Origin of the sequence: Nocardioides sp. TF02-7, assembly GCF_022437945.1 — a bacterium.
GTDB lineage: Bacteria > Actinomycetota > Actinomycetes > Propionibacteriales > Nocardioidaceae > Nocardioides.
Genome location: NZ_CP092535.1, coordinates 1,443,002 through 1,457,088 on the forward strand (window position 1 = coordinate 1,443,002; position 14,087 = coordinate 1,457,088).

Sequence of the window (14,087 nt, forward strand, 5' to 3'; positions counted from 1 at the left end):
TCCGTGCCCCGCCCATGCCCGGCGGCGCGGGCCGGGCTACGGGCGCGCGTAGTGGGTCGGCGGGATCCAGTAGTACATGGACTCCTCCGTCACCGGCCGGCCGGTGCGCGGGGCGTGGATGATCCGGCCGTCCCCGGTGTAGAGCGCGACGTGGTAGATCGATCCGGGGCTGCTGGAGGAGCCCCAGAACACCAGGTCGCCGGGGCGGAGGTCGCCCGCGGAGATCGGCGTCGACTGCTCGTACTGCGCGACCGAGTAGTGCGGCAGCGACTTCCCGCCGGCCGCCCACGCCCCCCATCGTCAGTCCGGAGCAGTCCCAGGCGGCGGGGCCGGCCGCCGCCCACCGGTAGGGCTCGCCGAGCTGGGCCCGGGCGAACGCGATCGCCGCTGCGGCGCCGCGGCCGTCGGCGGGCGGCGCCGACGGCGCGGTGGGCGCGGGCTGGGTCGGCTGGGTGGGCTGGGTGGGCGCCGGGTCGTCTGCGGTGTCCTGGTCCTGCTGGTTGCGCTGCTCCGCCTCTTCCTGGGCCTCTTCCTGGGCCTCTTCCTGCGCCCGCTGCTCCGCCTCTTCCTGGGCCTGCTCCTGGGCCAGCTGGGCCTCGAGCGCCGCCTGCTCCTGGCGGCGCTGCTCCAGCCCGGCCTGCCGGCGCTCCGCCAGGTCGACGCTGACGCCCTCCAGCCGCGCCAGCCGCCGTAGCAACCGGGCCTTCTCGGCCGCCACGCTCTCGGCGGCCGCTGCCGCTGCTGCCACCGCGGACTCGGCGTCCGCCTGCGCGGCGCGCGCCTCGGTGGCCGCGTCCTCCGCAGCGGAGGTCGCCTCCGCGGCCTGCTCCTCGGCCGCCTCGGCGTCGGCGACCGCGGCCTCGTAGGCCCTCCGCCGCCGCTCGAACCGGCCCTGCGTGACCTCCGCCGTCACCGACCGGTCGAGCAGCTCGGGCAGGCCGTCGGCCTGCAGCATCGCCCCGAGGGCGTCGAGCTCCGGCTGGGCGACGAACGAGGTGAGCACCGCGTCGCGGAAGTCCTGCTTGGCCTCTGCCAGCACCCGCACCGCCCGCCGGGCGGCCAGCTCGGCCTCCCGCTCCGCCGCCCGCGCCTCCTGCAACCGCCAGCGGGCGCCGTTGTAGGCCTCCGCCGCCTGCTGCGCGGCCACGGCCGCCGCCTCCAGGTCGGCGTTGGCCGCGTCGATCAGGGCCTGCAACGACGCGACGTCGTCGGCGGCCCGGTCGGCGCGCTCCTGCGCCTGGCGTACGTCGTCACGGCTCGGCACCGGGTCGGACGGATCGGCGGTCGCGGGTGAGGTCACCAGCACGAGGGCGAGCAGGGCGGTCCCGATGACGGGGGCGGCGCACGGGGTCTCCTCCGGTCGGACGTCAGGGCGCTGCCCGGACTTCCCGTGGGCAACTCGCAGCACGCTAGTGCTCATTCGTCACAAAGGAAACAAAAATCTCAAGAATCTCAGGAGTCGTCGGCGTGTCGGCTTGCGAACTACACCGGTGTAGTTCTTGGCAGCGTTGGAGGGAGACAGGCGCCGCGGAGCCCCTGACGGGGACATGACGGGCAAAACCTCCACTTGTCCGGCATTGCTTTGCCCGACAAGTTGAGGTTTCCCCGGTCGACCGGGGGAAACCTCACGTCGCCCCAGCGCCCCCAGCGCCCAGAACCCAGCGCCCCCAGCGCCCGAACCTCACTCAGCGTCGACGGGCACCTTCGACGTGGTGGTCGTGGGGTGGGACCGGAAGCCCCGCTCGAACTTCTGGCCGCTCGTGATCCCGCCGATGTAGAAGGACACGACGGCGATCGTGATGCCGGCGATGTCGTCGGCGACGTAGTGCCAGCCGAAGTAGAGGGTCGCGATCACGGTGAGCGCGAAGTTGACCCAGAACACCCAGTGCAGGATCCGGGAGCGGACGGTGTGCTGCACCATCAGCGCCCACAGCAGCGTGATCGTCACGTGCAGGCTGGCGAAGCCGGCGACGGAGTTGAGCGCGTCCTGCACCGACGGGTCGTAGAGCACCTCCGACCGGCCCAGGGTGATGGACTCCATCAGGTCCGTCGTCGGCGTGTGCGTGAGGTCCTCGTACTCCGAGGGGTACTCGATCCCCGGCCCGAGGGTCGGCAGCAGGTAGTAGGAGAGCGTGCCGAGCGACCAGGCCACGACCTGGGAGTTGACGAACCAGTAGCCGTAGGAGATGTTTCGCGACCACACCAGCCAGACCGTGACCAGCAGGATCACCAGCGGCAGGTAGGTCAGGTAGACCTGCGACAGCACGTGGGCACTGAGCGTCGTGCCGAACACGGCGTGCAGCACGTCGGACGGGTCGTTGCCGAAGAACAGGATCCGGTCCATGACGTGCAGCTCGCGGTCGTAGGACAGCGCCTTGACCTCGCCGTCCGCCCGGTCGGGGTCGGGGCGGACGAACGGCAGGTTGGACTTCAGGTTCCGGTAGCAGACGTAGGTCGTGTAGAAGCACACGGTGCCGAGCACGACGAGGGTCATCCGCTCCCGCGTCCAGTGCGTCTCCCACCGGTCCCCTCACCAGCGGGCGGGAACGCCCCGGGGCTCTCCTCGGCCCGGCCCCGCGCGCGCAGGAACGCGCCCCGCAGCAGGATCCAGCCCGCACGCACGACCAGGTCGACCAGCAGCGCGGCCGCGAGGATCGACAGCGCCCGGAAGCCCAGGTCGACGAGCAGGATCAGGCTCAGCAGCGTGGTGTCCGACGGCAGCGCGCCCACCAGGTCGAGCAGCCAGCTCAGGGACGGCCCGAGCAGCTTGCCCTCCGGCTCGACGAACGGGCGGTCGTAGGCGAGCGCCACGGCGTACGACGTCGCCCACATGACCACGGCAGTGCCGATGAGGAGGGTGTAGGCGCGGCGATACACCTGCGGAATCCTAGAGGCAGCGGCGGGAGCGCCCGTCACAGGACGGCGAGCCGCGCCGGGTCGACGCGCAGGGCGACCCGGTCGCCGACGGCCGGCAGCCATCCCGGAGCGCCGACGGCGTCGGCCTCGCCCACACCGTCGACGTCGACGACGAGGCGCACCTCGTCGGGAGTCGCGCGCACGGAACGGACGGTCCCGGCGAGCCCGGCCGCCCCGGCCTCGCCCGGCTGCCCCGTCCGGTCCGTCCTGCCCGGCCGGCCCGCCTCGCGGGCGGCGAGCGCGCTGCGACGTACGGCGACCGCCTCCGCAGGCGGCCGGCCGGCGGCGGCGAGGACCGCGCGCGCCGCCGCGCCCTCCAGGACCCGCGCGTAGCCGAGGAACAGCGCGGTGGCGGCGTCGGCCGGTCGGGCCCACACCTCCTCGGTGGTGCCCTCCTGGACGACCCGACCGTCCCTCATCACCGCGAGCCGGTCGGCGACCGCGAACGCCTCCTCCTGGTCGTGGGTGACGAGCAGCGCGGTGGTGCCGGACTCGCGGAGGATCCGGCGCAGGTCGGCGGCGAGCCGCACCCGGAGCCCGGCGTCGAGCGCCGACAGCGGCTCGTCGAGGAGCAGCAGGCGGGGCTTGGCCGCCAGTGACCGGGCCAGCGCGACCCGCTGCCGCTCCCCGCCGGAGAGGGTGCGGGGGAGGCGGTCGGCGAAGCCGCCCAGGCCGACCAGGTCGAGCAGGTCGTCGACCTCGCGGCGCACCGCGGACCGGTCGTGGCGGCGCAGCCGCAGCGGGTAGCCCACGTTGCGCGCGACCGTGAGGTGGTCGAAGAGCTGTCCGTCCTGGAACATCAGCGCGAACCCGCGCCGGTGCGTCGGCACGCCGGTGAGGTCGGCGCCGTCCCAGCGGACGGTGCCGCCGTGCACCGGTTCCAGGCCGGCGACGGCCCGGAGCAGCGAGGACTTCCCGCTGCCGGAAGGGCCCAGCACGGCGAGCACGTGGCCGTCGGCCAGGGGTGAGGTCGACGTCGTCGACCGCGACGTGGCGGCCGAAGGTGACGGTGACGTGGTCGAGCTCGAGGGTCATCAGAAGGTTCCTGCTCCCGGCACCCGCAGCCGCTCGACGAGCAGCACCACGAGCGCCGTCACCGCGGCGAGGACGACCGACGCGGCCAGCGCCGTGCCGTAGTTGAGCTGGCCGGGACTCCCGATCAGCCGGTAGATCACGACGGGCAGCGTCGGCACGTCGGCGCGGACGATGAACGACGTGGCGCCGAACTCGCCGAGCGAGACCGCGAACGCGAACCCCGCCGCCACCAGCAGCGGGCGCCACAGCACCGGCACGTCGACGGTGAGCAGCGACCGCAGCGGCCCCGCGCCGAGCGAGGCGGCCGCCTGCCGCTGCCGGTCGTCGATGCCCTGCAGCACCGGGACGAGCACCCGGACCACCAGCGGCAGGGCCACCAGGGCCTGCGCGACCGGCACGAGCAACGGGCTCGACCGCAGGTCGAGCGGCGGCTCGTCGAGCGTGATCAGGAACCCGAAGCCGAGGGTCACCGCGGACACGCCGAGCGGCAGCATGAAGAGCCCGTCGAAGGCACTGCGCACCCGCCGCTCGGCCGCGCTGCGGGAGCGGGAGGTGACGACGACCGCGACGAGCAGCCCCAGCAACAGCGACATCCAGGTCGCGTCGACGGCGATCCGCAGCGAGTTGCCGAGCGCCTCGGTGACCGGGGCCCGCAGCAGCCCGCCCCCGTTGCCGCCGGCGTCCGCGCCGACGCCGGTCAGGGCGCGGTAGTGCACCAGCGTCCACGCGCCGTCGCGGCGCAACGAGCCGACGACGAGGGTCGCGATCGGCAGCGCGACCGCCGCCAGCACCCCGCCGGTGACGAACAGTGCCGGCAGGTCGCGGCGCCGCGGCCGGGTCGGGGCCGCCACCGAGCGCCGTACCGTCGGGTCCGGGACGGCGCGCAGCCGGGCCGCGACGCCGAGCAGCGCGACCACCGCGACCAGCTGGACGATCGACAGCGCCGCTGCCGCGCCGAGCTCGACGGAGCCGGTGATCGCGCCGGTGGTGAGCAGGTAGATCTCGGTCTCCACCGACGCGTAGCGCACACCGCCCAGGGTGAGCACCACGCCGAACCCGGTCGCACAGAAGAGGAACACCACCGACGCCGCGGACACGATCGCCGGCCGCAGGGCGGGGAGCGTCACCGTGACCAGCACCTGCCACGGAGCCGCCCCGAGCGCGGCCGCGGCTTCCGCGGGTCGGCGGTCCAAGCCCTCCCACGCCGCGCCGACGGTGCGGATCACGACCGCGACGTTGAAGAACACCAGCCCGATCAGGATCGCCACCGGCGTCCCGTCGAGGCCGAGGAACCCGAGCGGCCCGGAGTCGGCCACCAGCTCGCGCACCGCGATGCCCACGACGACCGTCGGCAGCACGAACGGCACCAGCAGCGCGGCCCGCACCGCCCCCCGCAGCGGGAACCGCAGCCGGTGGAGGACGTACGCCGCCGGCAGGCCCAGCAGCACCGACGCCGCGGTCGCCACCGAGCTGGTCCACACCGTGAACCAGACGACGCGGCGCGTCCGGTCGGTGCCCAGCACCTCGAGCACCGCGCCCGGCTCGAACGAGCCCTCGGGCCACAGCCCGCGCTCGAGCATGCCGGCGACCGGCAGCAGGAAGAACAGGCCGAGCACCGCGGTCGGCACCGCCGCGAGCCCGAGCAGCCCGAGCAGGCGCCCCGTCCCGGCGCTGCCGCCGCCGGTCACCCGGAGGTGAGGTCGGTCCACCGCGACAGCCAGTCGCGGCGGTTGTCGGCGATCTCCTCCGGCGCGACCTCGATCGGGTCCTCCGGCCGCGCGGCGAACCGCGCCCAGTCGGCGGGCAGCTCGACCGTGTCGTCGACGGGGAAGACGTACATGCTGGTCGGCAGCGCGGCCTGCACCTCCGGCGACAGCAGGAAGTCGACGACCCGCTCGGCGCCGGCCGGGTTGGCGGCGCCCTCCAGCACCCCGGCGTACTCGACCTGCTGGAAGCAGGTGTCGAGGAGGGCGGCGGTCGACGACTCGCCTCCCTCGACGGTGTAGGCCGGCGAGGTGTCGTAGGACAGCACGATCGGCCGGTCGCCACCGGAGTAGGTGAAGTCGACGTAGTAGGCGTCCTCCCAGCCCTTCACGACCTTCGCGTCGTTGGCCAGCAGGTCCTCCCAGTAGTCCGGCCAGTCCTCGCCGTGCTCGCCGATCGTCGCGAGCAGGAAGGCCATCCCCGGGGTGCTGGTCGTCGCGCCGGGCGTGACGAACAGCCCCTCGTAGGCGGGGTCGGTGAGGTCGTCGAGGGACGTCGGCGGCTCGAGGTCGCGCCCGGCGAACCAGGCGGTGTCGACGTTGACGCACACGCCGGCGTTGTCGACCGGCGTGAGGACCCGGTCGTCGTCGCCGGGCAGCAGGTAGCGCTCCGCGCCCTCGGGCAGGTCGGCCTCGTACGGCGCGAAGACGCCGGCCTCGAGCGCGGCCGCGGCGAACGTGTTGTCGACACCGAACGCCACGTCGCCGATCGGGTCGCCCTTGGTGACGGTGAGCTTGCTCGTGAGCTCGCCACCGTCGCCCGCCGGGCTGTGCACCAGCGTGCACCCCGAGTCACGCTCGAAGGCCCGGACCACCTTCTTCGGCAGGGTGAACGAGTCGTGGGTGACGAGCACGACCTCCCCGCACTCGGCGTTGCCGCCGCCGGGTGCGGAGTCGGACGCGGACTGCTCGTCACCGGTCATGACGGAGCAGCCCGTCGTCAGGGCCACGGCCGCCGTGGCGGCAAGGATGCGCTTCAACGCTGACTCCCTTCGCCGGTGCTAACCGGATCAGGTTCGGAGGGTCTGCGGCTCGGTCCCGCACTCTCAGCACGCTCGGTGTCGTGCTCCCCTGTCCTGACGTCGTCAGCGTAGTACGACGCCCGGCCGGCGCCCGCCGCGGGTCCGCGCGTTGAGTCGGGGGGTCGTGGTGGGTCGAGTCGGGTGTCGTGGTGCGTCGAGTCGGGGGTCGTGGTGCGTCGAGTCGGGGGTCGTGGTGGGCGCCGGCACGTGAGGTTTCCCCGGCCGGCCGGGGGAAACCTCAACATGTCGGGCAAAGCAATGCCGGACAAGTGGAGGTTTTGCCCGTCACGTCCCCGCCGGCACCCGGATCGGCGGGCGATTCGGTCAGCGGGCCGGCGCCGCAGCGTAGCCGACCCCGTCGGGGGAGTACGCCGCCGTGGCGAGGCCGCGCGCGACCAGCAGGTCGAGGTGGGCCTTGGTCTCCATCGAGGCCATGCCCTGCGCGAACACGTCGAGGTCGTCGTACGGCGTCTCGTGGCGGGTCCAGCCCAGGTCATGGGCGACGTCGTGCGCGGTGGCCGTGCCGCGGCTGCGCAGCGACGCCAACGCGAGGTCGAGCCGGTGCTCGTGGTGGGTGAGCAGCTCGTCGACGCGGGCGTGGCTCGACGGGGCCACCGGCCCGTGGGCGGGGAGGATCCGCAGGTCCGGCAACGCACGCACCTTGGCCAGGGAGCCGAGGAACTGTCCGAGCGGCTGCTCGGCCGGCGGCACCGTGAACCCGATCGACGGTGTGATCGTGGGCAGCACGTGGTCGCCCGCGAACAGCAGCTCGTCGGCAGGGTCGGCGAAGACGTAGTGGCCGGGGGTGTGGCCCGGAGTGTGGACGGCGTCGAGGGTGCGGCCCCCGACCTCGAGCGCGACGTCGCCGTCGAGCCAGGTGTCGGGCAGCGCCCACATCGCGGGATCGGGCAGCTCCCCGGGGTCGCCGGCCGCCCACTTCTCGCCGATCTCCTGCGCCCCCCGCGCTCGCGAGCACGTCGACGAACGGGTTGCCCGGGAGCTTGTCCGCACTCAGCAGGAGGTCGAGCGCCGGCCGCTCGTCCGCGCCGAGCGTCACCTCGACGCCGAGCTCGGTGCCCAGCACCCGGGCCATCGTGTAGTGGTCGCGGTGGACGTGGGTGACCAGGAACCGCCGGATGTCGCCGAACCCGCGTCCCACGTCGCGCAGGCACTTGTCGAGCAGCTCGCGCGCGACCGGGATCGCCCAGCCGCCGTCGACCAGGGTCAGCCCGTCGGACCCGTCGACGACGTAGACGTTGATCGCCCGCAGGCCGTCCATCGGCAGCGGCAGCGGGATCCGGTGGATGCCGGGTGCGACCTCCCCAGGCGCCCTCCTGGGCCCAGTGCACCCCGGAGTCGGGTGAGACCGCCGCGCCGGTGCTGACTCCCCCGTTCCATCCGGCCAACCCTACGAACCGGCGGCAGCCGGCCCGAGGTCGGGTAACCCGAGGTCGAGGTTGGGGGGCTTGGAGGCCACCGTCGACCTCGAGCAGCTTGCCGGTGAGGTACTGCCCCGCCCGCGAGGACAGGTAGACCACGGCCGCGGCGACGTCCTCCGCCTCCCCGATCCGGCCGAGCGGCGTCGCCTGCTCCATCGCCGCCCGGGTCTCGGGCACCGAGGCGACGAACTCGAGAGCGCTGGTCATCACCGACCCGACGTGGACGCCGTTGACCCGGACCCGCGGAGCCAGGTCGGTGGCGGCGAGCCGCGTCCAGTGCGCGAGGGCAGCCTTGGCGGTGCCGTAGGCGAGGTACCCACGCCCGGCGGCGCGGCCCATCATCGAGCTGATGGTGACGACCGACTTCTGCCGCCGCTCCTCGGGCTCGCCGAGCGAGGCGAGCATCAGCGGCACCGCAGCCCGCGTGAGGGCGTGAGCGGTGCTGACGTTGAAGTGGAACGCCTCCTCGAGATAGGCGACGTCGGTGTCGAGGAAGGCGTTGGGGACGGTGCCGCCGACGTTGTTGACGACGACGTCGAGGCGCCCGAGCTCGTCGTACGCCGTCCGCGCCAGGCCGGCGACCGCGTCGGTGTGGGCCAGGTCGGCCGTCACGACGAGCGCCCGCCGCCCGGCGTCGCGGACCCGCCCGGCGACGTCGTGGAGCTGCGCCTCGGTGCGGGCGGAGAGGACGACGTCGGCTCCCGCCTCCGCGAGCGCCACCGCGGTCGCGGCGCCGATGCCGCGGCCGGCGCCGGTGACGACCGCGACGTGGTCGTCGAGTCGGAACCGGTCGAGGATCGTGGGCGTGCTCATCGGCGCACCAGCCCGCGGCCGGTGACCAACGGCAGGTCGAGCGGCGTGACCAGGCCGGGGCGGGCCGCGACGACCGCGGGCACGGCGTTGACGAGCCGTTGGGCGGTGACGATCATCCCGGACACGTTGTGGTCGCCGCGCTCCCCGTGGTGGGTGAGCTCGAGGCGGAGGTGCGGCTCGCCGGTGACCTCGACCCGGTAGCAGCCGTCGCCCTCGGTCGGTCGGGGGCCAGTCGGGGTCGGAGGACGGATCGGTGCGCGTGACGTGCTCGAGGGTGATCCGCGGCTCGCCGTCGACGGTGCCGACGACACGGAACCGCACCGAGCCCATCGTGCCTTCACGGATGTCGACCGAGACGGTGCTGGTGTCGCGCGCGGCCGGCCGTCGTTCGACCTCCTCGACGAGCGGCTCGTCGAGGGTGACGTCGAGCCCGGCGGCGATCAGCCGGACCACCGGCCCCCACGCCGTGCTCAGGATCCCGGGCTCCCAGAGCACGGCCGTGGCGTCGAGCGGCTGCCCGAAGCCGAACAGCTCGCGCATCACGACCCGCTGGTCGTAGGTGGAGTAGTCGGCGATCTCGCTGACCCGCACGTGGTCGATGCGCTGGCTGAGGCTGGTGAGGACGAGCGGCAGCACGTCGTTGGCGAAGCCGGGGTCGATGCCGTTGACGTGCAGGCTGGCACCGCCCTCCCCGCCCCGCCGCGTGGATGTCGGCGACCATCTCCGGCGGAAGCGTGCCGTCGGGGTGGAGCAGGATGACCGGCCCGCTCGACACCACGTTGACCCCGTCGCGCACCAGGCCGGTGAGGTCGTCGATCGCCTCGAAGACCCGGTCGTCGGTCATCGCGGTGTGCACGACGCAGTCCGGCCGCAGCGCGACCAGCTCGTCCCGGTCCGTCGTCGCCGTCACGCCGAGCTCGCGACCGAGGCCGGCGAGCTCCCCCGCGTCCTTCCCGTGCTTGTCGGCGGTCGAGGTCCACACGCCCACCAGCTCGAGGTCCGGGTGGGCGTCGACGCCCGCGATCGCGTGCCGGCCGACCGTGCCGGTCGCCCAGACGACGACGCGGAGGGGCTTCTCGGGGATCACCTGGGACATGGAGGGAGGGTAGAACAGGTTCTAGTTCTTGGGAACGGAGCGGCGTGAGGTTTCCCCGGTCGACCGGGGATCCCTCAACTTGACGGGCAAGACCTCACCCCCTCACCGCGCCAGCGCGATCCCCTCCCCGGCCGACCACTCGACGCACCGGGTGCCGGAGTAGATGGTCGGCATGCACCGGTTGCAGTGGACGCAGATCCCGGACGTCGCCTCGCCGCGCTGGAGGCGGGCGACGAGGTCGGGCTCGCGGAGCAGGGCCCGGCCCATCGCGACGAGGTCGAACCCGTCGGCCATCGCCTGCCGCATCGTGTCGAGCCGGTTGATCCCGCCGAGGAGCATCAGCGGCATCGACAGGGCGTCGCGGAAGCGCAGCGCCTTCTCGCGGAAGTACGCCTCCTTGAACTCGTAGCGCTTGAGGAAGCCACGGCCCAAGGGCGTCCGCATGCCCCACCGGACGACCGCGGGCATCGCGGCGGCGAACTCCGCGACCGGGGTCTCGCCGCGGAAGAGGTACATCGGGTTCATCAGCGAGCTGCCGCCGGAGAGCTGGAGGGCGTCGAGGTGGCCGTCGGCCTCCAGCAGCCGCGCCAGCTCGAGGCCGTCGTCGGTCGTCAGCCCGCCTGGGAACCCGTCGGACACACTCACCTTCGCGGTCACGGCGGCGGCGTCGCCGACCTCCTCGCGCACGGCGCGGGCGACCTGCCGGGCGAGCCGCGCACGGCGCTCCAGGGGGCCGCCCCAGCGGTCTCTGCGACGGTTGAGGGCGGGCGCGAGGAACGAGGAGATCAGGTAGCTGTGGGCCATGTGCAGCTCGAGCACGTCGAACCCGGCGCGGACCAGCGTGCGGGCGGTGTCGACGTACGCCCGGGTCACCCGGGTGAGGTCGCGCTCCGTCGCGCCGCGCACCATCTGCATCGACAGCGGGCTCGGCATCGGGCTGGCGGCGATCGCGTGGACGCCGTTGGAGCGGCCGTTGGCGACCGGTCCGGCGTGCCCCACCTGGCCGACGATCGCGGCGCCCTCGGCGTGGACGGCGTCGGCCAGCCGGGCCAGGCCGGGCAGCGTCCGCTCGCCGACGACGAGCTGCTCGGCGTGCGTGCGACCCTCGGGGGCGACGGCGAGGTAGGCGACCGTGGTCGCGCCGACGCCGCCGCGGGCCGGGGCGACGTGGTAGGCGACGAGGGCGTCGGTGACCTCGCCGTGCGGCGTGCGGCCCTCGAAGGTCGCGGCCTTCACCGTGCGGTTCCGCAGCCGCACCGGCCCCAGGTCGACCGGGCTGAACACCTTCTCACTCACCCGCGAACTGTAACGTGTTCTAGCGCACGCTACCGTAGGTCCGACGGAGAGGAGCGCGGATGGCCAAGGACCTGTGGCGCCGGCGCAACGACGCGCTCGACCCCGAGACCGACTACGTCGAGATCGTGCGCAACCTGTCCCTCCACGAGTTCACCTGGGACATCACGCAGGCGCTGAGCTTCGCGCTGTTCCGCACCTACGCCGTGCCGAGCATCGGTCGGCTGCTGCACGAGACGCAGCAGTTCGAGCGCGCGTGCCAGAAGCGGTACGACGACACCGCGCTGTTGCTCGAGGCCCCGGTGCTGCACGGCTTCGACTCCACGGCCGGCCGCACCGGCGTCCGCCGCATCAACCAGATGCACCGGATGTACGACATCGGCAACGACGACCTGCGCTACGTGCTGTCGACGTTCGTCGTCGTGCCCAAGCGCTGGCTCGACGCCTACGGCTGGCGGCCGCTCACCGACACCGAGCTGCGCGCGACGGTGCGCTACTACCGCGAGCTCGGGCGGCGGATGGGCATCAAGGACGTGCCGGCGACGTACGACGGCTTCATGGCGCTGATGGACGACTACGAGCGCCGCCACTTCGCCTACGACGAGGGCGGTCGCCGGGTCGCCGACGCCACGCTGCGGCTGCTCACCACGTTCTACCCGCGACCGGCGCGGCGTGCGGTCGAGCTGTTCAGCCGCTGCCTGATGGAGCCCGAGCTGCTCGCGGCGTTCGGCTACGACGACCCCGGCCCACGAGCCCGCCGGGTGGCGCGCGCGGCGTTGCGGGTGCGGGCGCGGGCGCTGCGTCACACGCCGTCGCGGCGCCGGCCGCGCACCTTCGCCGACCTCGGCCGGATGCGCACCTACCCGCACGGCCACGACCTCGCCGCGCTGGGCACCTTCCCGCCGGGCGCCGTCCCGCCGGGCGGCTGCCCCCGCGTCCGGTGCGGCGGTCCTCCCTGCGGACGAACGTCGACCGCCTGCAGCCATCCCTGCGGACTAATTGCCGCCGTAGCGGGGTTGCCCGCCCCGGCGACGTGGAAGCATCTGGCGGTCCCACGAACCGGAGGTATCCCCCGTGCGCACCACCACGACCACCCGCTCCCGCATCGCCCGGCCGCTCGCGTCGGTCGCCGTCCTCGCCCTCGCCTCGGTGCTCGCCGCCGGCTGCGGCGACGGCGACGAGGACGCCGTCGAGGAGGTGACCGAGACCGTCACGGTCGACGCCGACGGCAACGTCATCGGCGGGGACGACGGTGGCGAGGACGGTGACGACACGCCCGTCCTGACCGAGGACCAGCTGCAGACCGTCGTGCTCCAGCTCGAGAACCTGGGGACCGGCTGGGTGGAGGGCGAGGTGAGCGACGATGACGAGGGGTCGATCGGCTGCCTCGACGAGGTCGGGGACATCGACGACCTCGGGCCATCCGCGAAGGTCGAGGTCGCCTACGAGTACGGCGACATCGGCGTGCCCGCGGTCGAGACCGGCGCCGCGACGGTCGAGGACCAGGCGGCGCTCGACCAGTACTTCGCCGACAACGTCGAGGTGCTGGCCGGGTGCGACAGCGTCGAGACGACCGACGACGACGGCAACGCCTACTCGCTCACGATCACCTTCGACGAGAACGCCTCGGGCGAGAGCGTCGACGACCAGATCAACCTCCACGCCGAGGGCACGATCACCTCCGCGACGGGCGAGTCGCTCGACCTCAGCCTGCACTCCTCGATCCTGCGGGTCGGGCCGAACGCCGTCGTGGTCGGCACCGTGTCCCTTCGACGACGGCGCCACCGACCTGCACGCCGCCTACACCCAAATCGCGGTCGACCGCCTCGAGGCGGTCGTCGCCGGCGAGGAGCCCCCGGTGACCACGGCCCCCGAGCCGGCCTGACGGCCCGTGCGGCGGCCAGCTGGCCGGCCGGCTGGCCGGACGTCGGCGGTCAGCCGAAGCGGGGCGCCCGCTTCTCGAGGAACGCGGCGACGCCCTCCTGGCCGCTGGGCGTGCCCGCGAGCCGGCTGATCGACTCCGCCTCGCGCCGCAGCACGGTCTCCGGGGCCGGCTCGGCGGCCTGGCGCACCAGGTGCTTGGTCGCCGCGAGCGCCTCCGGCGAGCCGGCGAGGAGCCCGGCGACCACCTCGTCGGTGGCGCGGTCGAGCTGGTCGGCGGGCACCAGCCGCGCCACCAGCCCGGCGTCGTGGGCCTCCTGGGCGGTCATCAGGTCGCCGAGCAGGGCCAGCCGGAGCACCCGGTGCAGGCCGAGGGTGTGCACGAGGAGGCTGCCGCCGCCGTCGGGGCTCAGGCCGACCTTGGCGTAGGCGAGGCTGAACCGGGCCGTGTCCGCGGCGAGGACGACGTCGGCGGCCGCCGCGATCGGGAACCCGATGCCGGCGGCCGTGCCCTGCACCGCGCTCACCACCACCGCGTCGCCGCGGACCAGCTCGGTGATGACCCGGTGAGCGGCCTCGGCGAGGTCGAGGAGCAGCGCCTGCGGGTCGTCCGCGGCGGCGAAGCCGGACAGGTCGCCGCCGACGGAGAAGAACCGGCCCTCGGCCCGCAGCACGACCACCCGGGCGCCGTCGGCCCGCGCCCGCAGCACCGCTGCAAGGAGCTCGGCGGCGGACTCCGGCTGCAGCGGGTTGCCGCGGTCGCCGTCGACGAGCGTGATCCGGGCCGCGCCGTCGGCGTAGGCGTAGTCGACGTAGGTCATCAGGATCC

13 protein-coding genes, 2 pseudogenes and 1 riboswitch are annotated in these 14,087 nt (G+C 73.8%); of the genes and pseudogenes, 1 reads left to right on the forward strand and 14 read right to left on the reverse strand.

Annotated elements, in window-relative coordinates:
- Window positions 1-36: 36 nt before the first annotated feature.
- The 12 genes and pseudogenes from MF408_RS07315 to MF408_RS07365 all read right to left on the reverse strand — a co-directional run bounded on the left by MF408_RS07315 (window position 37) and on the right by MF408_RS07365 (window position 11,380).
- Window positions 37-267 (reverse strand): NlpC/P60 family protein, encoded by a 231-nt coding sequence (locus MF408_RS07315; RefSeq protein ID WP_275693449.1) that lies wholly within the window; start codon window positions 265-267, stop codon window positions 37-39.
- Window positions 268-1,681: 1,414 nt separating this feature from the next.
- The gene (locus MF408_RS07320; protein ID WP_240250843.1) at window positions 1,682-2,494 is read right to left on the reverse strand and encodes a phosphatase PAP2 family protein; all 813 of its coding nucleotides are present in this window, start codon (window positions 2,492-2,494) and stop codon (window positions 1,682-1,684) included.
- Window positions 2,491-2,877, reverse strand: coding sequence for a hypothetical protein (locus tag MF408_RS07325; protein ID WP_240250844.1), 387 nt, complete (start codon window positions 2,875-2,877; stop codon window positions 2,491-2,493). The genes MF408_RS07320 and MF408_RS07325 overlap by 4 nt, the downstream gene beginning before the upstream one ends.
- Window positions 2,878-2,912: 35 nt before the next feature.
- A complete protein-coding gene (locus MF408_RS07330) occupies window positions 2,913-3,854 on the reverse strand; it encodes an ABC transporter ATP-binding protein (protein ID WP_240250845.1) in 942 nt (313 codons plus the stop codon).
- Between the two features lie 96 nt (window positions 3,855-3,950).
- A complete protein-coding gene (locus MF408_RS07335) occupies window positions 3,951-5,660 on the reverse strand; it encodes an ABC transporter permease subunit (RefSeq protein WP_240250846.1) in 1,710 nt (569 codons plus the stop codon).
- A complete protein-coding gene (locus MF408_RS07340) occupies window positions 5,636-6,694 on the reverse strand; it encodes a thiamine ABC transporter substrate-binding protein (RefSeq protein WP_240250847.1) in 1,059 nt (352 codons plus the stop codon). The genes MF408_RS07335 and MF408_RS07340 overlap by 25 nt, the downstream gene beginning before the upstream one ends.
- Window positions 6,685-6,797, reverse strand: a riboswitch (TPP riboswitch). (Overlaps the previous gene by 10 nt.)
- A gap of 263 nt (window positions 6,798-7,060) precedes the next feature.
- Window positions 7,061-7,747, reverse strand: a complete 687-nt coding sequence (locus MF408_RS07345) for an MBL fold metallo-hydrolase (RefSeq protein WP_275693372.1) — start codon at window positions 7,745-7,747, stop codon at window positions 7,061-7,063.
- A 79-nt stretch (window positions 7,748-7,826) separates the two neighbouring features.
- Window positions 7,827-8,015: pseudogene (locus MF408_RS25125) on the reverse strand (MBL fold metallo-hydrolase); the annotation flags it as partial.
- Between the two features lie 238 nt (window positions 8,016-8,253).
- Window positions 8,254-8,988 (reverse strand): annotated as a pseudogene (locus MF408_RS07350) (SDR family oxidoreductase); the annotation flags it as partial.
- Window positions 8,985-9,299 carry a hypothetical protein gene (locus tag MF408_RS07355; RefSeq protein WP_240250848.1) on the reverse strand — a complete coding sequence of 105 codons (315 nt, stop codon included), beginning with the start codon at window positions 9,297-9,299 and terminating at the stop codon, window positions 8,985-8,987. The pseudogene MF408_RS07350 and the gene MF408_RS07355, both read right to left, overlap by 4 nt.
- 26 nt (window positions 9,300-9,325) lie before the next feature.
- Window positions 9,326-10,084, reverse strand: a complete 759-nt coding sequence (locus tag MF408_RS07360) for a hypothetical protein (protein ID WP_240250849.1) — start codon at window positions 10,082-10,084, stop codon at window positions 9,326-9,328.
- A gap of 102 nt (window positions 10,085-10,186) precedes the next feature.
- A complete protein-coding gene (locus MF408_RS07365; protein ID WP_240250850.1) occupies window positions 10,187-11,380 on the reverse strand; it encodes an NADH:flavin oxidoreductase in 1,194 nt (397 codons plus the stop codon).
- Window positions 11,381-11,439: 59 nt separating this feature from the next.
- On the opposite strand from MF408_RS07365, the gene MF408_RS07370 reads away from it, so the two are divergent.
- A complete protein-coding gene (locus tag MF408_RS07370) occupies window positions 11,440-12,645 on the forward strand; it encodes an oxygenase MpaB family protein (protein ID WP_240250851.1) in 1,206 nt (401 codons plus the stop codon).
- A 324-nt stretch (window positions 12,646-12,969) separates the two neighbouring features.
- On the opposite strand, the gene MF408_RS07375 is transcribed toward MF408_RS07370, so the two are convergent.
- Window positions 12,970-13,137, reverse strand: coding sequence for a hypothetical protein (locus MF408_RS07375; RefSeq protein WP_240250852.1), 168 nt, complete (start codon window positions 13,135-13,137; stop codon window positions 12,970-12,972).
- A 174-nt stretch (window positions 13,138-13,311) separates the two neighbouring features.
- Window positions 13,312-14,079, reverse strand: a complete 768-nt coding sequence (locus tag MF408_RS07380; RefSeq protein WP_240250853.1) for an enoyl-CoA hydratase-related protein — start codon at window positions 14,077-14,079, stop codon at window positions 13,312-13,314.
- Window positions 14,080-14,087 lie beyond the last annotated feature (8 nt).